Source organism: Kushneria sinocarnis (genome assembly GCF_003633775.1).
Classification (GTDB): Bacteria; Pseudomonadota; Gammaproteobacteria; order Pseudomonadales; family Halomonadaceae; genus Kushneria; species Kushneria sinocarnis.
This window is the reverse complement of sequence record NZ_RBIN01000001.1, coordinates 534,448-559,130: the sequence shown is the minus strand read 5'-3', so window position 1 is coordinate 559,130 and position 24,683 is coordinate 534,448. Positions and strand designations below refer to the sequence as shown.

The following is a 24,683-nucleotide window of genomic DNA, read 5'->3' as shown; positions in this document are numbered from 1 at the left end:
CGAAACACCACGCTAAACAAAATAGCAACATATCACTCTTATGAGCGGAATCACCTATTGGTCGCAGAATCTCCACTTTTTAGAGCGCGAATGGCCTATTCGTTAATCTTTTATGCGGCGCTAACGGAGCATTGATAGAAAATCACAACGGTAGCCACAACTACAAAAGACAATCCCGGGCTATTGCTTCTCGCTGGTCATCGCGTAGAGGTGCGATTCGGCTGTCGACCGTAATTCCTGAACTTCTCGGTTACTTTCACCATTTCTTGATGATCAAGTATGTGAGGAGTACCGATGGAACTGGCAATCACATATTGTCGAGCAAGAGTTTCCACTTCTACCGCCAGCCACATGGCGCGTGGCAACGTTTCACCACAGGCGATCATGCCGTGGTTCGCCAGCAGACAGGCCTTATGACCCTCCAGAACTTCCAGTACGGCTTCTGAAAGCGCATCAGTACCGAAGGTCTCATAGCGTGCACAAGGAATTGTTTCACCGCCCGCAGCAGCTACCATATAGTGCGCTGCTGGAATATCCTGACGACATATAGCCAGCGCCGTGGCGTGGATAGGATGGCTGTGCACAATGGAGTTAAACGCTTCATATCGATTCAGAATGGCCAGATGAAAACGCCATTCGCTGGAGGGATTGAGCCTCCCATGGGGCTGTCCGTCATGATCAACAAAGACGATCTCTTCGGCTCTCATCTCACGGTAATCGATACCACTTGGCGAAATCAGCATGCCTCGTTCGTGGCGCAGACTGATATTGCCTGATGTCCCCTGGTTGAGGCCGTTCTGATTCATTTCCAGGCAATGGTCGACAATCAACTGTCGCTTCTCGTTTTCAGTCATGTCATCTGTCCAGGCAGGATAAGAGGAGACCTTCATTCAGAGACCGGAACACTCGCTTATCCATTCCCCGATGAACTTGCCTCATACCGGTGTCCGCGATCGCCGATGTATTTCTGACACTCGCTATAGTGGCGCTCGGCTATGTCACGTGTTGCCTGCAACGACACAATGCCAGCCTTAGACCCTAGTCCCGACAGCACCAGTGATGAGACGGCAGTAGCAAAGCATGCAGAAAATTCAAGACTCCAACCATTATGGAGCCCGACAATAATCCCCGCCGAATACCCATCGCCGCAGCCCGTGGTATCCAACGGCTGCAATCCGGGAATTGCCGGAACATGAAGTCGCTCACGGATGTCACGCCCGGCCAGATAGCTGCCATCTTCACCCAGCGTCAGGATGACATTGGCCGCGCCTTTTTCGAGGTAATAGTCGACGATTCGATCAGGGTCATCGAGACCGGTCAGCACCTGAGCTTCATCAATGCTGGGAATAAAATAATCGGTCCATGGCATGAGCGGATCAACCGATTCACGCACCTCTGGGCGGGCGAAAATCAGATCCAGCGTGGTGATACAATCCCTAGCTTTTGCGCGGCGCATGAAATCCAGCGCCGGCTCACCATCGAACTCGCCCAGCAGTCCGATCCCACCAACATGCACAATGTGGCTTTCAAGGGCTTGCTCAATGGCTGTCGCATCTGGCCGATAGCCCCCGGCGGCACCACGAAAATGCCAGTGCCGGCGCTCACCGGAACCACCACTAGCGATCATCGAAGCTGAGGTAGGCAGATGTGCAAGGCGTTCAAGCCCGCCGGTATCCACCCCATACTCAGCCAGGTTGTGAAAGATGAAATTAGCCTTTTCGTCATCACCCACTGCACCGGCCGCGTAGACATTCATTCCCAGCAGGGCGCAGTCCACCGCCACACCACCGGCAGTCCCCGCTACCGTAAAGACAATCTCATCAATGAACTGACCGGTTCCCTCGTCCGGTAGTGACGTAATCGACCGACCATGTACATCGACCACATAGAGTCCCACTATAGAAGCATCGAAAACTGACATCGTGTTCTCCCTGTCTGGCTGGTCGCATCCTCGGCGCGTTAGCTGGACGCACTGATTATTCGCCCTTTAAACTCTAGGCTGAACCACTCAAATGAAAGCATCAGCGCTCTTTTGTGCGATATTCTCTTTTCGTAGGATACTTTTTTAGGCAGCAAGGAGAGATCCATGACCGGCGATCAGGAGACAGGACTTCTGGCAGCGAGCGTGGCGCAGCGTTTTTATATCGATAACGACTCCAAGATTCAGATCGCCGAAAACCTGGGCATTTCACGTTTCAAGGTGGCGCGCCTGCTTGATATTGCACGCGAAAGGGGCATGGTCGAGTTCGTAATTCGCCCTCCCATCGAAATCCACTCGGCCCTTTCAAGCGAAGTACGCCGGCGCTTCGGTCTGCGTGAAGCGGTGGTAGTGGAATCCTTTGTCGAAGAGGATGATTCTGTACGCACCCGACAGCAGATCGGTCGAGCGGCCGCGGCGCTGCTCGGTGATTTGATCACCGAACACGATGTATTGGGGGTGGGCTGGGGGCGTACCACCAGCGCCATGGTGGATCAGCTTGAGCGGCTGCCGGGCTGCCCGGTGGTACAAATTTGCGGTATTGTGGGTACACCCGGCGAAAACTCACTGGATATGATTCGGCGTATCACTGAGGTGAATCACGGCAAGGCTTATCCCATGTACGTACCGTTGATCGTTTCAGATGATGGGATAGCCGATAGCCTGCGCCGAGAACAAAGCGTGGCGGCAGCCATGGCCCAGTTTGACAACGTCAGTGCGGCAGCCATCTCGATCGGGAGTATTCAGCCATTGCAATCACAGCTGACTCAGCGGCTAGAACCGGATGAACAGCAGCAAATTACTGCCTCCGGCGCCGTGGCCGAAATCTTGGGTACTTTTATCCGCTCCGATGGCAGCCTTTATACAGATTTCTCCCGCCGCACCCTGGCAATGGGATTTGAAGAGATGCGCCGGATTGCCAACCTTATGATTTTAGCCAGTGGCTCCTATAAGGCTGATGCGGTGCGGGCTGCATTCACGGCCGGACTGGGAAATATTCTGGTAACGGACCGACGCTTGGCAGAACGGCTGTTAGCAAATTGAAAAGCCGTTCAAATATCTCCGTCTTTGGTGAAAGATCAACTTCCTTTCACGCTTGAATCAAGCGCCACGCCGCTGCAGCGTACCCGCCAGCGCGTGCTGTCCTCCAGTCGGGTCAGGGTCAGCGGTGCCACATCCAGTCCGAAGTAGCTGTGCGCCGGCGCCTCCATGGCAGCCAGCATGAAGGCTCGGATCACCGCCGAATGCGTGACCATCAGGGTGTGGCCGGTGGCCAGCGTCGTCAGCCACGGGGCGATGCGCTGACAGAGCTGCTCGATCGACTCGCCGCCATGCGGAGCGGCCGCCGGGTCACGCAGCCAGCGCGCCAGCCCATCGGGGTCCTCGCCTGCCAGTGACTCCAGCGAATGGCCCTGCCAGCGGCCGATATCGAGGTTGCCGAGCGTCGCCTCGGTGGTGGCCTCAAACCCCAGCCATTCGGCCGTCTGACGCGCCTGAAGCTCCGGCGCACGGAAGCATGCAGCCACCTGCGGGCCGTCGATCCGGGGCGGCCGGGCCCCGGTCGGCAGCTCGATCGGCTCGTCGGCCGGGAGCCGGCCGAGCCGCTGCGCAGCGGTGGCGGCCGGGGCAATCAGGGTCAGGCGACGCGTCATCGAAACTCCTTGCGGGTAGTAATCTCGGGGCCAGCGGCACAGAATGGAGGTGTGCGGTCCTCACGGGAAGCCGGTGCAACTCCGGCGCGGTCGCGCCACTGTAACCGCGGATCCATGACCGCAGGAAGCCAGACCTCGTGAGGGCCATCGTTTACCCGACCACAGGGACGCGTCATCCCGCAGGAGTCTTCCTACATGAGTCAGACCACTACCGCGACCGGTGTGTCGCCCGAAAGCCCCTCCCTGCCCGTTGTGCCACTCGGCGAACTGCTCCCCTGGGCCCTGCTCGGCGGGCTCTTGCTGATGCTGGCCCTCTACTTCGTCGGCGCCGAACAGGGCGCCACGGCGATGTTCTCCGGCACCGGCATTCACGAGTTCGTGCATGACGGCCGGCATCTGCTCGGCTTCCCCTGCCACTGAACGGAGGCCGATACATGATCGGACAGCTATTGTGGCGCGGCATGCTGGCGGGCCTGATCGCCGGTCTGCTGGCCTTTGCCATGGCCAGCACCTTCGGTGAGCCGCCGCTGACCCGGGCGATCGGCTTCGAGGCGAGTCAGGCTGACGGCCATCATCACGGTGAGGCGCACTCGCACGGGGCCACGGGCGAGGGCCATCATCACGGCGACGGTGCCGGTATCAGCCGGGCCACCCAGAGCAGCTGGGGGCTGCTCACCGGCGTGGGGGTCTACAGCACGGCGCTGGGCGGGCTCTTTGCGCTGGTCTTTGCCCTGGCCAACGGGCGGCTGGGCCGGCTCTCGCCGCGTGCCCTGTCGGTGCTGCTGGCCGCCGGCGGTTTCCTCGCCCTGGTAGCCGTGCCGTGGGTGAAGTATCCGCCCAACCCGCCGGGCATCGGCACCGCCGCCACCATCGACCTGCGCACCGAGGTCTACTTCCTGCTGCTGGCGGTCTCGCTGAGCGCCATGATGCTCAGCGTACGCCTTGCCCGGCCGCTGCGGGCACGGCTGGGGCCGTGGAACGGCGTGCTGGCCGCCGGGGCGCTCTACGGGCTCATCGCCGCCTTCGCCTGGGGGCTCTTCCCCACCGTGGCGACCATTCCGGCGCACTTCCCGGCCGAGGTGCTGTGGCAGTTCCGGCTCTCGTCACTGGGCATTCAGGTAATCATCTGGGCGGTGCTGGGGCTCGTGTTCGGCGCCCTGGTCGAGCGCGCCCGGCGCCGCCGGCAGCTGACCGGGCGGGCATCGGCCACGGCCTGAGCGCGCGCTTCGGCCACCGGCCTGCCCACGCAAAAGCCCCGGCATGACCGGGGCTTGCGGCAGGGCGTACGAGCGGCTTCGCGGATGCGTCAGCGCGTGGCGATGATCCAGACGGCGTGAATGATGCCCGGAATGTAGCCGAAAATGGTCAGCAGGATGTTGATCCAGAAATGCATGCCTAAACCGACCTGCAGGAAGACGCCCACCGGCGGCAGAATGATCGCCAGAATAATGCGGATGATATCCATATCGCTCCTTTTGGAAACTGTTCCTGTAAACCCTGAGCATAGCTGTTTAACACAGCCTGACCAGCGCTGCCTGAATGACACCTGACCCGGTCATCCAGCCAGCCAGCATGCTCCCTATCTGCGGGCGTCCGGGCGCTTATTCAATCGACCATGCGGCGATGACCGTATGACCAGATGAGGGCCGCCAGCAGGGAGAGCCCGAACCCGAGCCAGACCACCCCGCTCCAGCCGAAACGGCCATAGATCGCCGCCGAGGCCAGCGAGCCGAAGGCGCCGCCGAGAAAGTAGGTGGTCATGTAGCCGGCATTGAGCCGGTTGCGGGCACTGCTGTCGAGGCCGTAGATCAGGTTGAGGTTGGTGATGTGCACCGCCTGCAGGGCCAGATCGAGCAGGACGATACCGGCCACCAGCATCACCAGGCTCCAGCCGGCGAGCCCGAACAGCGCCCAGGCCACCACCAGCACCCCCAGCCCGGCAGTGGTCACCAGGGCGGCGTGGCCCTGATCCGCCAGACTGCCGGCCCGGCGTGCCATCAGCGCGCCGGCGGCCCCGGCCAGACCGAACAGGCCGATGGTGGCATCGGAGAAGTGCCACGGTGCCCCGGAGAGCAGAAATGCCAGCGAGGTCCACAGCACACTGAAGGTCGCGAAGGTGCAAAAGCCCAGGCTGGCCCGCAGCCGATAGAGCGGATGGCGCCGGAACAGCGTGGCGATCGACATCAGCAGCCGGCCGTAGGAGAGCCCGGCGGACTGGCGATAGCGCGGCAGCATCCGCCACAGGATCAGCGCATTGAGCAGCATCAGGATCGCGGCGACCCAGTAGATGGTGCGCCAGTCCCCCAGCGAGGAGAGCGCGCCGGCGACGGTGCGCGCCAGCAGGATGCCGAGCAGCAGCCCGCTCATCACGGTGCCGACCACCCTGCCCCGGCGCTCCGGCTCGGCGAGCGTGGCGGCAAAGGGCACCAGCACCTGGGCCACCACCGAGAACACCCCGGTGATGGCGGTGCCCAGCAGCAGCATGGCCAGCGACCCGGCGCTGGCACTGATCAGCAGCCCCAGCGCCGCCAGCAGCATCATGATCACGATCATGCGGCGGCGTTCGAACAGATCCCCCAGCGGCACCAGCAGCAGCAGCCCGGCGGCATAGCCGCCCTGGGCGGTGGTCACGATGATGCCGGCGCTGGAGTACGACAGCGCCAGCCGATCGGCGATGGTGTGCAAAAGCGGCTGGGCATAATAGTTGCTGGCGACGGCCAGTCCGGTGGTCACTGCCATCAGCAGTACCAGGGCCGGCCCGAGCGGCGACTCGGAGGTGTGCTGTCGAGTATCCGACATGATCATTCCCGTTCAGCGGCAGGTGGTAGCAAGGAGGCACAGTGTCGGTGACGCGATCCGGGGGCACAAATCCGGATTCGAATGGCCACCACCTGCCGGAACACTGGCCCCTCGGCTCTTAATCGCTTTTCTTTATTAAAATTTATTTATTATAACCATAAGCAGCATTCAGCCTAATTATCCCTCGGGCCAGGCCGATATGGCCTGTAACAGCGGGTCACTGCCCTGTCCGGTCCATGACGCTGCTGGCCTCAACGATTGCCAGGAAGGCAGTCCTCTACAGGGAATTTTCGCAATGTTCGGTCTGAATCGAAGCGTCAAGGCCCGGCTGGCGGCCAGCCTGGGTCTCTGTATCCTCCTGCTGATTGCGGTCGGCGTTCTGGGGCTGATGAGCACTCGCAGCACCCAGCAGACGCTGGACGACATCAGTCACAACAACGTCCAGCCGCTCTCCGCCCTGGCCGAGGTTCGCACGGACCTGCTGCGCGACTGGGTGCGCATCGTCGACAGCCAGGCGGAACGTGACAGCGCCGCCATCGCTGGCCTCAAGGAGCAGCTCGCCCGCAGCAATGCCCGGATCGACCAGGCCTGGCAGGCGTATCAGAGCGGGATCGGCTCGACTCTGGAAGCCAGCGAGGCCGATACCCTTCACGAGCACCTGAATGAACTGCGCGACAGCATTGCGCAGAACGTCAGTCTGATGGCCGCCGGCAATTTCGATGGCGCCCGCGCGCACTCGGCGTCGACCCTCAGCACCCAGTACAACCGGCTGGCCGGGGATATCGACGCCCTGTTCCAGACCAACAATGCGCAGGTCGAAGCCGGTTTTCAGCAGAGCCGTCAGTCCTACGCGACCACCCGCACTACCGTGATCGGCGTGATCGTGGTGGCGGTACTGCTGGCCGCGGCGCTGGCCATCTGGCTGATCCGCGGCATCCTCGCCCCGCTGGGCAAGGCCCGCGAGATGGCCCAGGCGCTCGCCGAGGGTGACCTGACCACCCGCATCAACATCACCTGCCGGGACGAGTTCGGCGACATGCTGCAGTCGCTGGCCGCCATGCGCGACCGGCTGACCGAAGTGGTGAGCTCGGTGCAGCGCAATGCCGGTTCGGTGCAGGTGGCCAGCCGCGAGATCGCCAGCGGCAACGATGACCTCAACCAGCGCACCCAGAGCCAAGCCGCCAACCTGGAGCAGACCGCGGCCTCGATGGAGGAGATCACCTCCACCGTACGTCAGAACGCCGACAACGCCGCCCAGGCCGATACCCTGGCGCGCAATGTCAGCCAGCAGGCCCGGGAAGGCGGTGAAGTGGTCTCGCAGGCCGTCTCGGCGATGGGCGAAATCAATACCTCGAGCCAGAAGATCGCCAGCATCATCGGCCTGATCAACGACATCGCCTTCCAGACCAACCTGCTGGCGCTCAACGCCTCGGTCGAGGCGGCGCGCGCCGGTGAGCAGGGGCGCGGCTTCGCCGTGGTCGCCGCGGAAGTGCGTAATCTTGCCAGCCGCAGCGCCGATGCCGCCAAGGACATCAAGGCGCTGGTAGAAGAGAGCGTCACCCGGGTGACCACCGGCACCGAGCTGGTCAACCGCTCGGGGCAGACGCTGGAGCAGATCGTGACCAGCGTCAAGCAGGTGACCGACCTGGTGGGCGAGATTGCCGTCGCCAGTCGGGAGCAGTCCACCGGCATCGACCAGGTCAACACCGCCATTACCGAGATGGACAGCGTCACCCAGCAGAACGCCAGTCTGGTCGAAGAGGCCAGCGCCGCCAGCCGATCGCTGGAGCAGCAGGCCGAGGCGCTGATCCGTGAGATCGCCTTCTTCAGGCACGCAGAAGCTGTGGGCCACCCGCAGCCGCCTCGCGCAGCACAGCCGACCCAAACACGCCCGGGACAAAGCACGAGCACCCATGCCCCGAAGCCGGCCACCAGCCACTCGGCGCGCACCTCCGGCGCTCACCCGGCCAAAGCCACTGCCCCGGCCCCGCGCACCACATCGCACTCCGAAGTCGAGGAGTGGGAATCCTTCTGATGCCGTTGGTTTTCCTGGATTCGGCCGCCTTCGGGCGGCCTTTTTTCGTTGTCTCTCAATCGCCGGTGGCGATTTCCAGCCCCTCCCGGGTGACCTCGGCCAGAAAGTCGATCTCTTCGGGCTCGATCACGTAGGGCGGCATCCAGTAGATCACGTTCCCCAGCGGGCGCAGCATCGCCCCGCGCGACATGGCGTGCTGAAAGACCCGCAAGCCGCGCCGCTCGCGAAAGTCATAGGGCTCAAGCGTGGCCCTGTCCCGGACCATCTCGATCGCCACCACCATGCCGGTCTGGCGCACATCGCCGACATGGGGGTGATCCCGCAGCGGCGCCGTCACCCGCTCGATGTGGGCCGCCTTCGCCCGGTTGGCCTCGATCACGCTGTCCTGCTCGAAGATATCCAGCGTGGCCAGAGCGGCGGCACAGGCCAGCGGATTGCCGGTATAGCTGTGCGAATGCAGAAAGGCGCGCAGGCTCGCGTAGTCATCGTAGAAGGCGTCATAGACCTCATCGGTGGTCATCACCACCGACAGCGGCAGATAGCCGCCGGTGATCGCCTTGGAGAGACAGAGATAGTCGGGCCGGACGCTGGCCTGCTCGCAGGCGAACATCGTGCCGGTACGCCCGAAGCCGACCGCGATCTCATCGAAGATCAGCTGCACGTTGTAGCGATCACAGGCCTCGCGCAGCCAGGTCAGATACTCGGGGGGATACATCCGCATGCCCCCGGCGCACTGGATCAGCGGCTCGACGATCACGGCCGCCAGCTCATGATGATGGCGTTCCAGCGCCGCCTCCATGTGGGCGAACTTCTCCCACGCCTCGTCAATCCACTGCTCGCGCGGCAGGCCGAACCCATCCGGGGCCGGCACCTTGAGCACATCCAGCAGCAGCGAGCGATAGGTCTCGGTGAAGATCGCCACATCCCCGACCGACAGCGCCCCCAGCGTCTCGCCGTGATAGCCGTTGGTGATGGTCAGAAAACGCCGCTTCTCCGGCCGGCCGACGTTGTGCCAGTAGTGGTAGCTCATCTTGAGCGCGATCTCGACCGCCGCCGAGCCATTGTCGGCATAGAAGCAGTGCCCCAGCCCCGCCGGCGTGAGCCGGCCCAGCCGTTCGGAGAGCTCGATCACCGGCTGGTGGGTGAATCCCGACAGGATGACGTGTTCCAGCGAGTCGAGCTGGTCGCGGATACGCGCGTTGATACGCTCGTTGGCGTGACCGAAGATGTTGACCCACCAGGAGCTGACCGCGTCGAGATACCGGCGGCCATCGAAGTCCTCCAGCCAGACCCCGCGGCCGCGCCGGATCGGGGTCACCGGCAGCGTTTCATGGTCCTTCATCTGGGTGCAGGGGTGCCAGAGGCTGGCAATATCACGCTGCATCCACTCGTCGTTGCGACTCATCGGCGCTCTTCCATCAGTGCATTGATATCGAGATGGTCGGCCACCCGCTCGGGCGCGGGATCGGCCAGCCGGGGCACCACGCCCAGACAGGGCACCCGGCCCCGGTCGGGGTCGCGCTCGCGGCCCAGCCAGTGCTTCAGCGTGGCCAGATTCTCCGCGAGCCGGGCAGTCTCCCCCGCGATGACGCAGGCCACCCAGCCGGCCACGCGCAGTCCGTCACGCTCGATTGCCTCCAGCGTCAGCCGGGCGTGACTGATCGCCCCGAGCCGCACCCCCACCACCAGCACCACCGGCAGCGCCAGCGTGCGGGCCAGCCCGTAGAGCGACTCATGCTCGTTGAGCGGCACCCGCCAGCCGCCGGCGCCCTCGATCAGGGTGAAATCGGCGTGACGGGCCAGCAGCATGCGCATCGGCGCCGCCAGCGCGTCCACCGTCAGTTCGATACCCGCTTCCCGGGCGGCAATGTGCGGAGCGATGCCCGGCTCGAGGGCCACCGGATTGATCGTCTCGTATTCAAGCCCGGGCCGGCACTGGCGCTGCAGCGCAAGCGCATCGTCATTGCGCAGTCCGTGTGGCGTGCGCGTGCAGCCCGTGGCCACCGGCTTGCCGGCCGCGGTACTCAGCCCCCGGCGGCGGGCGGCCGCCAGCAGCCCGGCGGCCACCACGGTCTTGCCGGCATCGGTATCGGTGCCGGTCACGAAAAAGGCCCGCGTCATGAAGCGCTCTCCCCGGCCGGGGGCGCAGGCGCACCCGCCGCGCTATCGGCCGGCCGATGCAGGTTCACCCGCGCCACCCGATAGGTGGTCGGCAGCCCCGCATCGGTGCGAAAGGCCTCGATCGCCCGTTCGAGTCGGGCAAAGCGCGCCCGGCCGGTCAGTCCGCTGACGCCACGGCCGGCCACGGTATTGGCCCCGACCGCCTTGAGCGCGCGCATCAGCGTGGCAGGGTCCGGATGAAAGGTGCGGTGATCGTCCAGGGTCATCTCCTCGTAGTGCAGCGCCGAGGCCTGCAGCTCGCCGTGGAGCGCCTCGGGCGTGATGAAGGCGTTGACGTGCGGGGCGTTGTCCAGCGTCTGCCAGGCGTCCTTCAGCTCGAACAGGCTGCCCTCGCAGAGGGTGGTAAAGCATAGCCGGCCGCCCGGTCGCAGCACCCGCTCGGCTTCGGCCAGAAAGGGCGCCGGCGAGGCGCACCACTGCAACGCCAGACTCGACACCAGCAGATCGGTGCTCTCGGCAGGCAGCGGCAGGGCCTCGGCGGCCCCGGCGCGCCAGTCGATCGGCAGCGCGGCATGGCGGCTGCGGGCGACGCTCAGCATCCCCGGTGCCGGGTCCACACCGATTAACGCCGCCCCCGGAAAGCGCTGCTGCAACTGCGCGGTGACATAGCCGGTGCCACAACCCACATCGACGATGGTGGCGGGCACCCGGGCGTCGTCGATGTGCGCCAACAGCCGATCGGCAACCTCACGCTGCAGCGCGGCCGCCTCATCGTAGTGTCCGGCGGCCCGCGAGAAGCAGGCACTTGCCTGTTGCGGTACATCATGCGCTGTTACCGGGTCGGTCTCCGGGATCATGGCGGTGCGCTCCGAACACTTCGGGCCGAGGCGTGCCGGGTAATGAAATCCGCGATCGCCCCGGCGGTCTCCTCGACCCGCTCAATCGGAAAGCCGTGACCGGTATCGGCCAGCAGCCGGGTCTCCCCTGCCGCCGGCAGACGCTCGCCAATCAGCGTCCGGGCCGCACTGGGCACCAGCATGTCGTGCTCGCCGAACAGGTGCAGCTGGGGCACCTGAAGCCGGGCCGGCACATCGCGCAGATCGAGCTGCTGCAGCAGCGCCAGTCCCGCGGCGGCTTCATCGCTCGGCGTACGCCGCAGCGCGCCCAAAAGCTCACGTCCGAGACTTCGGGCATCGCGGCTGCCCCTGGCGCTCAGGGCGGCGAAGCGCTCGAAGGCCTCCCCCGGTGAGGAGGCCAGCCGGGTGCGGAAGTCCTCGAAGGTGTGGCGCGCCATCGCCGCCGACCAGCCCGGGCGGGCGATGAAGCTGACATTGCTGCCGAGCGTGATCAGCCCCCGCGCCCGCGCGCCGCGTCGCTCGGCCAGTGCGGTCGCCAGCATGCCGCCCAGCGACCAGCCCGCCAGCCAGGCATGATCGGCCAGCTCGGCATCGAGTGCCTCCAGCCAGACCTCGCGGCGGCGGCTGGTCAGTGCCGGATAGCGGGCGCACTCGACCACCACTCCGGGGGCGTGCCGCTCGATGGCGCGCGCCAGCGGCGCCAGGGGGTCCGGGCCGAGGGCCCAGCCGGGCAGCAGGATGAGGCGTTCACAGGTCCGGTCGGCATCAGTCATCGGTCAGCTCCTGGCTGCAACAGTGGTATTCCAGTGCTGACAGTAGTCGATCAAGATCGGCGTGGGTGTGCGCTGCCGAGAGGGTGATCCGCAGCCGGGCACTGCCCTCGGGCACCGTGGGCGGGCGGATCGCGGTACACCACAGCCCCTCGTCTGCCAGCCGGCGGGCCAGCGCCAGTACTTCGGCCTCGCTGCCCCGGCCGACCAGCAGCGGCTGAATCGGCGTGTCGGAAGGCATCAGCCGGATGCCCGGCAGACGTTCGGCGGCGTGGCGGAACGCGCCAATCAGCGTCTGCAGGTGGGTGCGGCGTTCGGGCTCGTCCCGCACGATATCGAGCGCGGTCAGGGTGGCCCCGGCCAGCGCCGGTGACAGGCTGGTGGTATATACATACGGGCGGGAGAACTGGATCAGCGCCTCGATCAGGGTATGGCTGCCGGCCACGAAGGCCCCCTGGGTGCCCAGCGCCTTGCCGAGCGTGCCCACCAGCACCGGCACCTCATCGGCCGATACGCCCTGCGCCTCCAGTGTCCCGGCGCCCCGCGCCCCCAGCACGCCCAGTCCGTGGGCATCGTCGATCATCAGCCAGCCCCCCCGGGCACGGCATTGCCCGGCCAGCGCCGTTACATCGGCGCAGTCGCCATCCATGCTGAAGACCCCGTCGCTGACCACCAGCCGGGCGCGCGCCGGATCGAGTCCGGCCAGCAGCTGCCCGGCATGCGCCGGATCCCTGTGCGCAAAGCGGTGCAGCCGGGCGCCGGCCAGCCGGGTGCCATCGAGCAGCGAGGCGTGGTTGAGGCGATCGTGCACCACGTGATCGCCCCGCCCGGTGAGCGCGGCGATGGTGCCGGTATTGGCCTGATAGCCGCTGGAGAACAGCAGCGCCCGTTCGCGGCCCGTCCAGCAGGCCAGCCGCTGCTCGAGCATGGCGTGCGGGGTCAGATGCCCACTGACCAGATGCGAGGCTCCACCCCCCGTGCCGAAGCGCCGGGCGCTGGCTGCCAGCGCCTCGCCCAGCCGTGGATCATGGGCCAGCCCGAGATAGTCATTGCTGCAGAAGTTCACGACGTCGCGGCCGTCCACGTGCACATGTGCCCCGGCCCGATCCGCGGTGCGCCGCTGCCGGTAGCGCGCCTGCGCATGACGCTCGGCCAGCCGGGGCGCCAGCGCGGCGTCCAGGTCGGCACTGCCGGCCCCGCTCATGCCCGGGCCGTGGCGTCGGTGGTCACCGCCCGGATGCGCGCCTTTTCGAGCTGCTCACCGATGGCGGCCTCGTGGGTGGCATCGTCGACATCCTCGCGACGCTCGGGGTAGAGCCCGAGGCGTTCGAACAGGCGCTGATCATGGGCCGCCTGCGGGTTCTGCGCGGTCAGCAGCCGTTCCCCGTAGAAGATCGAGTTGGCCCCGGCGAAGAAGGTCAGCGCCTGGGTTTCGTCACTCATCAGTTCGCGGCCGGCGGCCAGTCGCACGTGCGAACCGGGCATCAGGATGCGGGCCACCGCCACGGTGCGCACGAATGCCAGCGGATCGAGCTCCTCGACCTCGGCCAGCGGCGTGCCTTCGATGCGGATCAGCATGTTGATCGGCACGCTCTCGGGGTGCACCGGCAGATTGGCGAGCTGCTGCAGCAGTCCGGCGCGGTCGGTGACCGACTCGCCCATGCCGAGAATGCCTCCCGAGCAGATCTTCATGCCGGCGCGGCGGACATGCTCCAGCGTATCGAGCCGCTCGGCATAGGTGCGGGTGGTGATGATCTCGCCATAGTACTCCGGCGAGGTGTCGAGATTGTGGTTGTAGTAATCGAGCCCGGCGTCGGCGAGCTGCTCGGCCTGCGCCTGACCGAGCATGCCCAGCGTCATGCAGGTCTCCAGCCCCATCGACCGCACACCGCGCACCATTGCCAGCACGTACGGCATGTCGCGCTCGTGCGGATGACGCCAGGCGGCGCCCATGCAGAAGCGGCTGGCCCCCACTTCCTTCGCCTTGCGGGCCTCTTCCAGCACCGTCTCGACCTGCATCAGCTTCTCCCGGTCGAGGCCGGTGTTGTAGTGGGCCGACTGCGGGCAGTACTTGCAGTCCTCGGGGCAGGCGCCGGTCTTGATCGACAGCAGCGTGGAGATCTGGACGGCGTTGGGATCGAAATGACGGCGATGCACCGCCTGGGCGCGAAACAGCAGCTCGTTGAACGGCAGATTCAGCAGCTGCTCGATTTCGTCACGCTGCCAGTCGTGACGGTTGACTGTTTCGCCGGCAGGAGTTCCGGTTGCATACATGACTTGTTAACCGCTGGTTGCTCTACAGGTTGCCGGATAGCCTGACAGCCCGATCGGTCAACTTCAAATAAACGAATGGTTAACATCGCGTCGAAGCGCGCGGCCTCCGAACGTCGACGGCGCCCTGTGCTCAGTGCGCCGGCCGGGCCAGACGCATGACATCCTCGTGGGCAGCCAGATGAATCCCGATCACGCGCTGTCGCGCCCCGGCCGGCACGCCCTGCGCCATCAGCGCCTTGTTGAGATGGCCGATCATGGCGTAGAAGTCGTCATCGGTCAGTCCCATGTGCTGATGCACCCGGTCCATTGGCGGCCCCTGGTAGTGACAGGGCCCACCACTGACCTCGCAAAGCTGATCGCCCAGCGAATCTGCAAGATGGTCGATATTGGTATGGGCGAAGAAACCGACCAGCCGGGCATCGTCCGCCATGCGAATCAGAAAGTCATGCACGATGGCCTCGACCCCGGGCTGGCCCCCCAGTTGCCTGTAGAGCGAAGGTGAAGCGGCCTGCGAGCCGCAGCCGGACAGCAACAGCAGCACCATCAGCCAGTAACAAGCACGTGCCATGGCAAACTCCCGGTCAATGAATTGATGCGCAAGAACGTGGCCGGCATCACGGATGGCGCTCGAGTACGGCGCCATCGGCAATCCAGCCGGGCACGGCCTGTGCGGGCAGCGGCCTCGAGATCAGATAGCCCTGCAGGTAGTTGCATCCAAGGTTGGCCAGCAGCTGCCGGGCAGCCTCCGTCTCCACGCCTTCGGCCACGACCTCGAGCCCGAGATTGTGACCAAGCTCGATGGTCGAGCGCACGATGATGCGATCCTCCTCGCGCTCCTCGAGTCCGAGCACGAAGGACTTGTCGATCTTGAGCTCCCGCACCGGCAGGGTGCGCAGCTGCGAGAGCGAGGAGTAGCCGGTGCCATAGTCGTCGATGGCGATCCGCACGCCCGCCCGGCGCAGGCGCTCGAGCACGGTCACCGCCATGACCGGATCCTGGATGATGGCACTCTCGGTCACCTCCAGGGTCAGCTGGTCGGCAGCCACGTCATGAGCCAGCAGCACCTGCTCCAGCCGATCGGCGAGGGTCGGATCGACCACGTCGCGGGCCGAGAGATTGATCGCCACCCGCAACCGGTGCCCCTGGGTATTCCACTCGGCCAGCTGCCGGCAGACCGTCTCGATCATCCACTGCGACAGCAGCGTCATGTGGCCGGACTGTTCCGCCAGACTGATGAACTCATCCGGCGGAATGAAACCGAGCTCGGGATGCTGCCAGCGCATCAGCGCCTCGAAACCGGTCAGGCAACCGGTAGGGGCGGCCGTCTGCGGCTGATAGACCATGAACAGCTGATGGTCGGTCACCGCCTGCTGCAGATCACGAACCAGCTTCAGCTGGCGCTGGTGCTGCTCATCCTGCCCCTCCTCGTAGCGCCGATGAGGGCAGTGGGTACGGTGGGCAACCGCCATGGCAATCTCGGCGCGACGCAGCAGCAGCCATGTATCATGACCGTGAGCCGGGAAGTTCACCTCGCCGAGCGACAGCGTCGGCCGGATCGGCGTGCCCTGCGGGTCGATCGGCCGAAAGAGCTCATCCAGCAGACCGGTCAGCCACACCTTTTCAGCCTGCGCGACATCGAGCAGCAGCAGGAATTCATCGCCACCGATGCGGTAGGCCTGTCGCAGCGGCGGCGGCAGCGCCCGCAGGCGCCGCGCCAGGGTCACCAGTACCCGATCACCCATGTCATAGCCGAAGGTATCGTTGATATGGCGAAACCCGCTGATGGCCAGACGCAGCAGGGTGAAGGGGCGTCCCTGGTGCACGGCGGCCTCGATATCCTGCTGGGCGCAGGAGCGGTTGGCGAGATCGGTCAGCTGGTCATGACGCGTCTGATGCAGCAGCGAGCGCTCGCGCTCGTCGAGATCCTGCTGCATGCCGGCCAGGGTTCGGGCCAGCAGGCCGACCTCCCCCCGCTCACGCACCGGCATGTCCTGCAGCCGCTCGCCGCGACCGATGCGTCGGGCGGCATCGGCCAGCCGCACCAGCGGCCGGGCCATGCTGCGCACGCACAGCGCCACTGCCACCGCAATCAGCACCAGGGTCAACAGAAAGATGACCAGCATCTGCCAGCCGAGGTTGTAAAACATCGCCAGCAGTTCGCTGCGGGAACGCTGGACCACGGTGTAGACCCGGCCATCGGCGCCATCGACCAGCAGCGTCGCCCGGGTCAGCTGTGCACTGCCGGGCTCGAACCGGCTCTGCTCGAGGTAACGGCCCCGGGCCAGCCCCTGGCGCAGTTCACCAATACCTGCCCCCTCCCCGGCTGCGAGCGCCCCGGAGACGAACTCATCGCCGTGCTGCGGGGCAGCGGTACCGACCACAAAGCTGACCGACAGCCGCGTCAGCTGCCCGATCTCGCGCGCCAGCGAGTCATCAAGGACAAAGCCCATGCCGATCCAGCCGATGAGATTGGGCGCCCGCACCGGCAGCAGCACGAACTGAAAAGGCTGACCATCCTGCAGCACCACTCCCACCGCCTGACCGTGCTGCTGCGCCTGCTGCCAGAGAGACTCGAAGGGCAGCGCAGACCCCGGCGCCAGGTGAGTGCCGGCCATGATGCTGCCCCGGGGGTCGGTCAGTATCACCATGTCGGCACCGGCACGCTCGCCGTGATTGGCCAGTACGCTGGCCAGCGTGGCGGTATCCCGGGTGGCGACCGCACTGCGAAAGCCGTAATCGGCCGCCAGAATGGCCACGTTGTCGCGCAGCTGTCTGCCCCGCTCCCTGAGCAGCTGACGGGTCACGTCCAGCCCGACCGCGAGCTCCCGGCCGCCCCGGATCAGTTCATCCCGCCGGATGGCACCGAGCGTGGCCACGGCAGTGACCAGCTGGGCGACGATGACCACCCCCAGCATGATCAGCAGCAGACGGCGTCGGAACGACATCAGGGCGCCGTCCCTTGCTGCAGCGCCTGCTGAAAGTGGCGCGCCAGCTCGGAGGGCTCGTCGCGCGGGGGCGGCGAGGCGCGCAGGGTCAGTGCCACCCGGCGCTGCTCGTCGGCGTCAAGCTGCCCCTCCCACCACTGCTGATGCGTGTCCTCCAGCAGCGGATGCCAGATGCGCAGGCGATACGGCCCCGCCGGCACCTCGAGCGCCACCCGTCCATCGGCCGCGGTCACTGCACTGAACGGCGCCTCGCTGATGACGATGAAGGCCTGCATGTGATCATGAATGTTGCAGCCCAGCACTTCCACGCCGGCCCTGTCGAAGGTGACGGGAGGCGGCGTCTCCCGAAGATAAAGATTCAGGCTGAACGTCAGCGGCGGGGAAAAGGAGTACACCTGATGACGGGTGGTATCACGATTGGGAAAGCTGACCCGGCTGCCCGGGGGGACAACCAGCACGTGGGGCATGAAGGTCGCCCGGCGCTGCACGATGCTCGCCCTGACCGGCGGCGGCGCACTGCTGTGGCCGGCGCGCGGGTAGAGTGCCACCACCGCGTTCGCCAGCGGCTGACCGGTGGCCGCATCCGCCACCGTCACCCCGGCAGCAGCCACCGGCATGGCGGCCAGCAGCAGCAGCGCCAGCAGGATCAGTGACGGAACAGGACGCTTGCCCGATGCCCTCATGGAGTTCTCGCAGTTCGACAGCGCGTGGCGGAGAACCACCGGACAATGCCGCCGGGTCACTCCTGCAGGACACGGGGAGGATTCGCGGGCGCATGGTCAACGGCAGCCGATTCTCCGGCCCGCCTGGCGGCGGGTCGTTGCGTTATTGATCGGCCAGCCGGTGCCCGGGCTTTAATCGCTGTTAGCCGGTTTCACCCGGTAGCCGGGCCACCGGCCGGGAATCGCCATGGCAAATGCCCGGCAGCCGGGCGCATGCGCGTTCAGCTCCGGTGGCGCCAGCGCTTCGCGCCGAGCAGCCGCACCGACCCTTCACTGGCCTGTCGGGCGCTGCGCATGACCCCCATCAGGGTGGCCGAGGCAAAGCCGGTCCAGTTGCCGTGGCCGACCAGCCAGAGACGGGGTTCGACGCTCGAACGATTGCCCTCGACCGCAACGCGACCCGCGTCGTCCTGCACCCCCAGACCGGCGAGATGATTCAGTGCCGGGCGAAAACCGGTACACCAGATCACATCGTCGATCGCCTCCTCGGTACCGTCCGGCCAGATGACGCCGCTTTCGGTCAATGCCCGAAACGGGCGCACGCTGCCCAGCCGCCCCTGCTTCAGTGCCGCGTGCACCGCCGGGGTCTGCACGATGTCGCCCAGCCCGTACTCCGTCTCGACCGCCGCCTCCCCCGACTGTCGCGCCCGCCACAGGGCACTGGCACGCTCGAACAGCACCCGGCCATCCACCGATTCGGGCAGAAAGCGCGGCGGCTCAAACGTAACCCAGCTCACCTCGGCCACCGTGGCCAGTTCGGCCATGAGCTGGGCCCCGGAATTGCCGCCGCCGACCACCAGTACCCGGCGGCCGCGAAATGGCTCGGGCCGGTCGTAATCGACCGTATGCCATTGGCGACCGCGAAACTCCTGCTGGCCGGGATAAGCGGGGATGTACGGATGGTGCCAGCTGCCGGTGGCATTGATCACGGCCCGGGCACGGATCTCGCCATGATCGGTCGCCAGATGCAGTCGCTGCGGCCCGGCGGTGACATCATGCACCGTCACCGGCCGCTTTACCGGCAACTGGTAGCGCTGCTCGTAGTGGCGCAGATAGTCGATCACCTCGTCCCGATGCGGCCACTGCGACCCCTGCTCCGGCATCCGCCAGCCCGGCAGCGAACTCCAGCGCGCCGGCGAGAAGGTTCGCAGCGACGCCCACATGTGCTGCCAGGCCCCGCCCCCGGCCTGTTCGCCATCGAGGATCACGAAGCGCAGCGCGTAGCGACGCAGGAAATAGCCGCAGGCCAGGCCGGCCTGGCCGCCGCCGATCACCACCACATCGAAGCTCGGGATGGCGCGGGACTCGGTTTTTGCTGGCATGCCATCGCTCCCGTTCATGCCGGTGACCACCAGCCCGGCAGCAGTGACCGTACTTCCGCGCGATCGAAACGGTCATCGATGAGATGGATCACGCCGCGATCCTCGCGGGTGCGAATGACCCGGCCGGCGGCCTGGATCACCTTCGTCAGCCCGGGATAGAGATAGGTGTAGCGATAGCCGTCACCGAACAGCGCCGCCATGCGGGCCTTCATCTGCTCGTTGACGGCATTGACCTGCGGCAGCCCGAGGGTGGCGATGAAAGCGCCGATCAGCCGCTCACCGGGCAGATCGATACCCTCGCCGAAGATCCCGCCCAGCACCGCAAAACCGATGACCCCCTGGTGCTCGTCGAACACGGCCAGAAAGTCGCGGCGCGCCTGTTCGCTCATTCGCCGTGACTGGACATGCAGCGGCAGCTCGGGCGCCTGCTCGCGCAGCGTCGCCACCACCCGTTCGAGATAGTCGAAACTGCTGAAGAAGGCGAGATAGTTGCCCGGTCGCTTTCGATACTGCGCCGCGATCAGCCTGGCGATCGGCGCAAGCGACGCCGCCCGGTCGCGATAGCGGGTCGAGATGTGGGCATCGACATGCAGTTCGAGCTGGTCGCCGGCAAAGGGCGAGGCCATCTCAAGCCAGGGTGTCGCCCCGGGCAGCCCGAGCAGGTCGCGATAGTAGTGCGCCGGACTCAGGGTAGCGGAGAACAGCACGCTCGAGCGGGCCGCGGCAAAGCGCGGCGCCAGCAGCGGCGCCGGTACCACGTTGCGCAAACAGAGCCGCGAGGCGGTGCGCCCCGCGCGCCCCGGCACCCGGGTGAGATCGCAGAGAAAGTGCTCGTCGAAGAGCTCATGCACCCGCGCCAGCTGCAGCGCATCGAAATAGAACTCGAGCAGCGCGCTGTCGAGCCCCACCGGCTGCTCGACCATGTAGTCGTTGATCGCCGAGACCGCGCGCGCCAGCGCCTCCAGCAGCCGGCCGGGCGGCGCCGCCAGCACCCGATAGTCGCCATCGCCGCTGCCGTCATCCAGCTCGGCATTGAGCTCGCGCCAGCGCCGCGCCACCCGATCCAGCGGGGACTTCAGCGCCGTCGGCGCCTGGCGCCGCATCGCCAGAAAGCGCGTCTGATCGAGCTCGGCGCTGTACATCCGCCGGCCGCGCTCCACCAGGTTATGAGCCTCGTCGATCATCAGCCCGATGCGCCACTGCTGCTCCACGCTCAGGGCGTAGAGCATGGCGCTGGCATCGAACCAGTAGTTGACGTCGCCGATCAGTACATCCGCCCAGCGTGCCATCTCCTGGCCGAGATAATAGGGGCAGATCTCGTGGGCGAGCGCCACCCGGCGCAGCGTGGTGTGGTCGAGCAAGCCGGCCTCGACCGCCGCCTGACGCGCCGCCGGCAGGCGGTCGTAGAAACCGCGGGCAAGCGGGCAGGAGTCGCCATGACAGGCAAGATCGGGGTTCTCGCAGGCCTTCTCGCGGGCGATCAGCTCCAGCGCCCGCAGCGGCGTGGTCGGCGCCGATGCGCCGAGCGTGGTCAGGGCATCGAGCGCCAGCTGCCGCCCGGTGGTACGCGAGGTGAGAAAGCAGAGCCGGTCGAGCTGCTGGCCCGGCATCGCCTTGAGCATGGGAAAGAGCGTGCCCAGCGTCTTGCCGATCCCGGTCGGCGCCTGGGCCATCAGCGCCCGGCCGGTCGCCACCGCCTTGTAGACGTTCTCCGCCAGCGCACGCTGGCCGTGGCGGAAGGTATCGTGGGGAAAGCCGAGTTGTGCAAGCCATTGCTCCCGCGCCCGGCGATGCGCCAGCTCCTGTGCCGCCCAGGCGAGAAAGGCTCGGCACTGCGTGGCGAAGAACGCCTCCAGCGCCGTGGCCTCGAACGATTCGCTGATCACCGTTTCGCGCTGGCTGGTGACATCGAAATAGACCAGCGCCAGCTCGATCCGGGCGAGTTCGCGCGCCCGGCACATCAGCGCGCCGTAGACCTTCGCCTGCGCCCAGTGCAGCCGGCGGTGGTTCTCCGGCTGGTGCTCGAGATCGCCGCGAAAGGTCTTGATCTCCTCCAGCCGGTTCGCATGCGGGTCGAAACCGTCGGCCCGGCCGCGCACCCGCAGCGTCTCGAAGTGACCTTCCAGGGCAATTTCCCGCTCGTAGGACGCATCCCGGCGGGCGGTCACCACCCCGTGCCCGGCCATGCCCTCCTGCGCCGTGGGCGAAGGGGTGAAGCGCAGATCGAGATCGCCGCCCCGCGCCGTGAAGGCGCACAGCGCCCGGACCGCCACCCGGTAGTCGGCGGCCTCGCTCACGCCTTTGCCCAGCGCACGTGGCAGACCCGCACCGGCATGGCGTGCTGGCGGCAGAACTCGATCCAGCGCCGCTGGTTGTCCTGCAGCCGGTCGCCCGGCCCCTTGACCTCGATCATCTCGTAGCCGGGCGGCTCGGGGGTAAAGCGGATCAGATCCGGAAAGCCGGCGCGGTTGGCCCGGATGTCCTGCAGCAGCCGCTCGAACCAGCGCCGCAGGTGCTGCGGCGGCAGGTGGGCCAGCGCACGCTCCAGCAGCGTTTCGTCCAGTGCCCCCCAGTGCACGAAGGGCGACTGCAGCCCCTGCTTGGCGACGCGATTGCGCCGGATGACCTCGCCCCACTCGCCGCTTTCCAGCCATTGGAAACAGCGCTCGAACAGTGCCGCCCGACGCTGGCGGAAATCCGGCTGATGCAGATCCGCCGGCCCGGTGTGAAAGGGGTGAAAGAAGGCCCCGGGCACGGGGGCGAAGATCGCCTCCCAGCAGAGCAGTCCGAACAGCGAGTTGATCAGGCTGTTCTCGACATAGTGCACCGGTGCATCAAACTGCTGCAGCTGATCGCGCACTGCCCGCTCCACCGAGCCGTGCAGGGGGCGGGGCAGCGTCAGCTCGAAGGTGTCGACCGGCCCCGTATCGGCCGGCGGCCGCTTCGCCAGCCCCAGCCGACGCCGCAGCCGGGGCATGATACGCATCAGCTGCTGCGCTTCACTGTCGCTTTCCGGGGCCGCCTCGGCCTCCCCGGCCAGCTGGAGGGCCTGCTCGTACTGCGCCAGTCGCTCCAGCACGCGGATGCGCCGCAGCCGGGCATCGGGATGATGACTGTCGGCATAAAGGGTCACGGCGGTGGCGTAGTCGCCGCCACGCTCGCTCTCCCGCGCCAGCCGGTAGAGCAGGCGGTCACGTCGCGCCCGCAGCCAGACGCTGTCTTCCGCCACTGCAGGCACATCCGCTGCAATGGCAGCCGGCGACTCGTCCCCCTCCAGCCGCTCGCGACAGCGATGCAGCTCGAGATAGCGATCCACCGCCTCGCGCGAGTGGAAGGCGCGCGAGGCCTCGCTCAGCTCGACCGTCTCGAAGCGGAAGATCCCCAGGTCGGCGAGGATGAACTCCGACCAGCTCTGGCGCAGATTGCCGAAGAACATCAGCCGCAGCCGCTCGCACAGCGGCATCACGGTCAGCCGATAGAGGGCGTCACCACTGGCCGGCAGCCACTCGCCGAACGGGCGGGCCTCGCTGAACTGCTCGGCAAGCTGCGCCAACAGCGCCGCCTTGCGCCCACCCGGGCGTTCAAGCCAGGGGCGAAAGGCGCGGCTCAGCTCGGCACGGGTAGCCAGCTCGAACAGGGTGGAAAGCTCGATGGCCGGTTCACGCTCGACCCAGCCATGCTCGATCAGCGGCGCACAGGCCGGGTCGATCGGACCGATTTCGTCGTAGACCAGCTTCGAGCGACGAAACAGCTCGCCCTTGCGCATCACCATGCGTACCAGCAGCGCCCGGGAGACACGCGGCAGCTGCACAAAGTCATGCACAAAGGCGGTTTCATCCGCGCTGAGCAGGTCGTGATGATGCGTGCGTACCCAGTCGAGTACGCTCTCGAAATTGACCAGATAGTAGAACGGATCGTTCAGGGCGTCGGCAATGACGAACCCGGAGACTCCGCGGGCGGGCAGCGCATGCGATTCCATGACACCATGATAACGAGGCCACCGGGACCCGGAAATCCTTGCAGGCGCCGATTCACTCGCCGCCCCGAGCGGCGGGCCGGTCAGGCCGATGAATCCGCCGCCCGTCGCAGCTCATCCGTATCCCTTGCCAGCTGGGCACGGACCAGCGCCGCCACCAGCCGGGGATAGTCCGCCCGATCGACCAGCCCGGCCAGCTCTTCGGCGCTGCCGGGCAGTTCGAGCTTGTCGGCGGCCTTCAGTGCGGCCCTGTCGGCAAAGGGCTGAAACTCCGGCCAGGCACGCTGCACCTCGCGCAGAAAAATGCCGGCGCCGGTCTCGCCGATGCCCTTGAAACGCTTGAGCGCCTTCTGCGCCCGAGCAACATCGCCGTCAGCATGCTCGCGCAGCCGGCGCAGATCGCCGTGGTAGTCATCGAGCAGCTGACGGTTCATCTCGTCGAGCTGGGTGGCGGTCTTTTCATCGACCCGGGCGTAACCGGCTTCATTGAGGGTTTTCGCCCGCGCCTCCCAGCGGCTGTCGGCCAGTTTCCCCGGCGTGGTCCACCCGGCACGCCCCAGCGCAATGGCGCCTTTCATGGCAATATCGGCCTGTACCGGCGCACTGGTCAGCAGCGAAAAGCACAGCAGCCGGAACAGGGGCGAGGGTGTATTGCGCTTCAGATCGACTCCCAACTCGGCGGCAAAGGTCCGTCCGTGGCGTTTCATCAGCGCAGAGACAATGCGGTACTGCTTTTCCGACATGACGAAGACTCCCGAATGCAGGCCGGGGGAGACGGCCATCGACCTCCCCTGAAGGCAACAGTGGCAGGTCAGCCCCGAAGGTCAAATCCGGCACGCGCAAAATAGTTCGGCAGAGCGCGCAATTTTGTCATAACCTGGGGGGGCAGACGTGGTCATTCATCCATTCACTGTCAGGAGACATCATGAACACGGATCAGCTCGAGGGTGAATCCCGCAATCTCGCCGGGCGCGCCCAGCAGGCCTTTGGCGAAGCAACCGATGATCACTCCGTGCAGACGGAAGGTCGGGTACGCAGCGCCGCAGGCCGGGCCCAGGCGCAGTACGGCGAAGCCATGGAAAACGCGCGCGAATACACCGCCGATCGCCCGTTCAATGCGCTGGCCATTGCCGCCGGGGTCGGTTTCGTGTTCGGCCTGCTGGTCGGCCGCAGCTGAGCAGCTCGGCTCGGCATCTGCCAGCATGAGCAGAGCCCGCCTTCCGGCGGGCTCG

At 66.1% G+C, this 24,683-nt stretch carries 23 protein-coding genes; 5 read left to right on the top strand and 18 right to left on the bottom strand.

Annotation, left to right across the window (positions count from 1 at the left end):
• Positions 1-197: 197 nt before the first annotated feature.
• Entirely contained in the window at positions 198-854 is a 657-nt protein-coding gene (locus tag C7446_RS02535) for a class II aldolase/adducin family protein (protein WP_121170950.1), read from the bottom strand.
• A 56-nt stretch (positions 855-910) separates the two neighbouring features.
• Entirely contained in the window at positions 911-1,921 is a 1,011-nt protein-coding gene (locus C7446_RS02530) for a carbohydrate kinase family protein (RefSeq protein WP_121170948.1), read from the bottom strand.
• A gap of 165 nt (positions 1,922-2,086) precedes the next feature.
• On the opposite strand from C7446_RS02530, the gene C7446_RS02525 reads away from it, so the two are divergent.
• Positions 2,087-3,022: a sugar-binding transcriptional regulator gene (locus C7446_RS02525; RefSeq protein WP_121170946.1), complete on the top strand. Its 936-nt coding sequence runs from the start codon at positions 2,087-2,089 to the stop codon at positions 3,020-3,022.
• A 35-nt stretch (positions 3,023-3,057) separates the two neighbouring features.
• Here the strand turns inward: C7446_RS02525 and C7446_RS02520 are convergent, their stop codons facing one another.
• A complete protein-coding gene (locus C7446_RS02520; RefSeq protein WP_121170944.1) occupies positions 3,058-3,630 on the bottom strand; it encodes a histidine phosphatase family protein in 573 nt (190 codons plus the stop codon).
• 195 nt (positions 3,631-3,825) lie between these two features.
• On the opposite strand from C7446_RS02520, the gene C7446_RS02515 reads away from it, so the two are divergent.
• Both C7446_RS02515 and C7446_RS02510 read left to right on the top strand, forming a co-directional pair.
• The gene (locus C7446_RS02515; protein ID WP_121170942.1) at positions 3,826-4,050 is read left to right on the top strand and encodes a CbtB domain-containing protein; all 225 of its coding nucleotides are present in this window, start codon (positions 3,826-3,828) and stop codon (positions 4,048-4,050) included.
• 14 nt (positions 4,051-4,064) lie between these two features.
• Positions 4,065-4,847 carry a CbtA family protein gene (locus C7446_RS02510; RefSeq protein ID WP_121170940.1) on the top strand — a complete coding sequence of 261 codons (783 nt, stop codon included), beginning with the start codon at positions 4,065-4,067 and terminating at the stop codon, positions 4,845-4,847.
• Positions 4,848-4,936: 89 nt separating this feature from the next.
• On the opposite strand, the gene C7446_RS02505 is transcribed toward C7446_RS02510, so the two are convergent.
• Positions 4,937-5,095 carry a YqaE/Pmp3 family membrane protein gene (locus tag C7446_RS02505; protein WP_121170938.1) on the bottom strand — a complete coding sequence of 53 codons (159 nt, stop codon included), beginning with the start codon at positions 5,093-5,095 and terminating at the stop codon, positions 4,937-4,939.
• A 140-nt stretch (positions 5,096-5,235) separates the two neighbouring features.
• Entirely contained in the window at positions 5,236-6,429 is a 1,194-nt protein-coding gene (locus C7446_RS02500; protein WP_245977611.1) for an MFS transporter, read from the bottom strand.
• Between the two features lie 295 nt (positions 6,430-6,724).
• On the opposite strand from C7446_RS02500, the gene C7446_RS02495 reads away from it, so the two are divergent.
• A complete protein-coding gene (locus C7446_RS02495; RefSeq protein WP_170149982.1) occupies positions 6,725-8,464 on the top strand; it encodes a methyl-accepting chemotaxis protein in 1,740 nt (579 codons plus the stop codon).
• A 55-nt stretch (positions 8,465-8,519) separates the two neighbouring features.
• Here the strand turns inward: C7446_RS02495 and C7446_RS02490 are convergent, their stop codons facing one another.
• From C7446_RS02490 to C7446_RS16420, 13 genes are all read right to left on the bottom strand, one after another.
• A complete protein-coding gene (locus tag C7446_RS02490) occupies positions 8,520-9,869 on the bottom strand; it encodes an adenosylmethionine--8-amino-7-oxononanoate transaminase (RefSeq protein WP_121170934.1) in 1,350 nt (449 codons plus the stop codon).
• Entirely contained in the window at positions 9,866-10,585 is a 720-nt protein-coding gene (gene bioD, locus C7446_RS02485) for a dethiobiotin synthase (RefSeq protein WP_121170932.1), read from the bottom strand. Before bioD ends, C7446_RS02490 begins: the two co-directional genes overlap by 4 nt.
• The gene (gene bioC, locus C7446_RS02480; protein WP_121170930.1) at positions 10,582-11,442 is read right to left on the bottom strand and encodes a malonyl-ACP O-methyltransferase BioC; all 861 of its coding nucleotides are present in this window, start codon (positions 11,440-11,442) and stop codon (positions 10,582-10,584) included. Before bioC ends, bioD begins: the two co-directional genes overlap by 4 nt.
• Positions 11,439-12,215, bottom strand: a complete 777-nt coding sequence (locus C7446_RS02475; protein WP_121170928.1) for an alpha/beta fold hydrolase — start codon at positions 12,213-12,215, stop codon at positions 11,439-11,441. The genes bioC and C7446_RS02475 overlap by 4 nt, the downstream gene beginning before the upstream one ends.
• Positions 12,208-13,416 (bottom strand): 8-amino-7-oxononanoate synthase, encoded by a 1,209-nt coding sequence (gene bioF, locus C7446_RS02470; RefSeq protein WP_211327827.1) that lies wholly within the window; start codon positions 13,414-13,416, stop codon positions 12,208-12,210. Before bioF ends, C7446_RS02475 begins: the two co-directional genes overlap by 8 nt.
• A complete protein-coding gene (gene bioB, locus C7446_RS02465; protein WP_121170926.1) occupies positions 13,413-14,486 on the bottom strand; it encodes a biotin synthase BioB in 1,074 nt (357 codons plus the stop codon). The genes bioF and bioB overlap by 4 nt, the downstream gene beginning before the upstream one ends.
• Before the next feature lie 130 nt (positions 14,487-14,616).
• The gene (locus tag C7446_RS02460) at positions 14,617-15,054 is read right to left on the bottom strand and encodes a group I truncated hemoglobin (RefSeq protein ID WP_170149981.1); all 438 of its coding nucleotides are present in this window, start codon (positions 15,052-15,054) and stop codon (positions 14,617-14,619) included.
• 46 nt (positions 15,055-15,100) lie between these two features.
• Entirely contained in the window at positions 15,101-17,431 is a 2,331-nt protein-coding gene (locus C7446_RS02455; RefSeq protein WP_121170923.1) for a bifunctional diguanylate cyclase/phosphodiesterase, read from the bottom strand.
• Complete coding sequence (locus C7446_RS02450) at positions 17,431-18,114, bottom strand: cupredoxin domain-containing protein (protein ID WP_211327826.1); 684 nt, start codon at positions 18,112-18,114, stop codon at positions 17,431-17,433. The genes C7446_RS02455 and C7446_RS02450 overlap by 1 nt, the downstream gene beginning before the upstream one ends.
• A gap of 260 nt (positions 18,115-18,374) precedes the next feature.
• A complete protein-coding gene (locus C7446_RS02445; protein ID WP_121170921.1) occupies positions 18,375-19,475 on the bottom strand; it encodes an ArsO family NAD(P)H-dependent flavin-containing monooxygenase in 1,101 nt (366 codons plus the stop codon).
• Between the two features lie 14 nt (positions 19,476-19,489).
• On the bottom strand, positions 19,490-21,772 hold the full coding sequence (locus C7446_RS02440) for an ATP-dependent DNA helicase (protein WP_211327825.1): 2,283 nt from the start codon (positions 21,770-21,772) through the stop codon (positions 19,490-19,492).
• Positions 21,769-23,454, bottom strand: coding sequence for a VRR-NUC domain-containing protein (locus tag C7446_RS16425; RefSeq protein WP_170149980.1), 1,686 nt, complete (start codon positions 23,452-23,454; stop codon positions 21,769-21,771). Before C7446_RS16425 ends, C7446_RS02440 begins: the two co-directional genes overlap by 4 nt.
• An 80-nt stretch (positions 23,455-23,534) precedes the next feature.
• Entirely contained in the window at positions 23,535-24,194 is a 660-nt protein-coding gene (locus C7446_RS16420) for a hypothetical protein (RefSeq protein WP_170149979.1), read from the bottom strand.
• A gap of 182 nt (positions 24,195-24,376) precedes the next feature.
• Between C7446_RS16420 and C7446_RS02430 the strand changes: the two genes are divergently transcribed.
• Positions 24,377-24,628: a CsbD family protein gene (locus C7446_RS02430; protein ID WP_121170917.1), complete on the top strand. Its 252-nt coding sequence runs from the start codon at positions 24,377-24,379 to the stop codon at positions 24,626-24,628.
• Positions 24,629-24,683 lie beyond the last annotated feature (55 nt).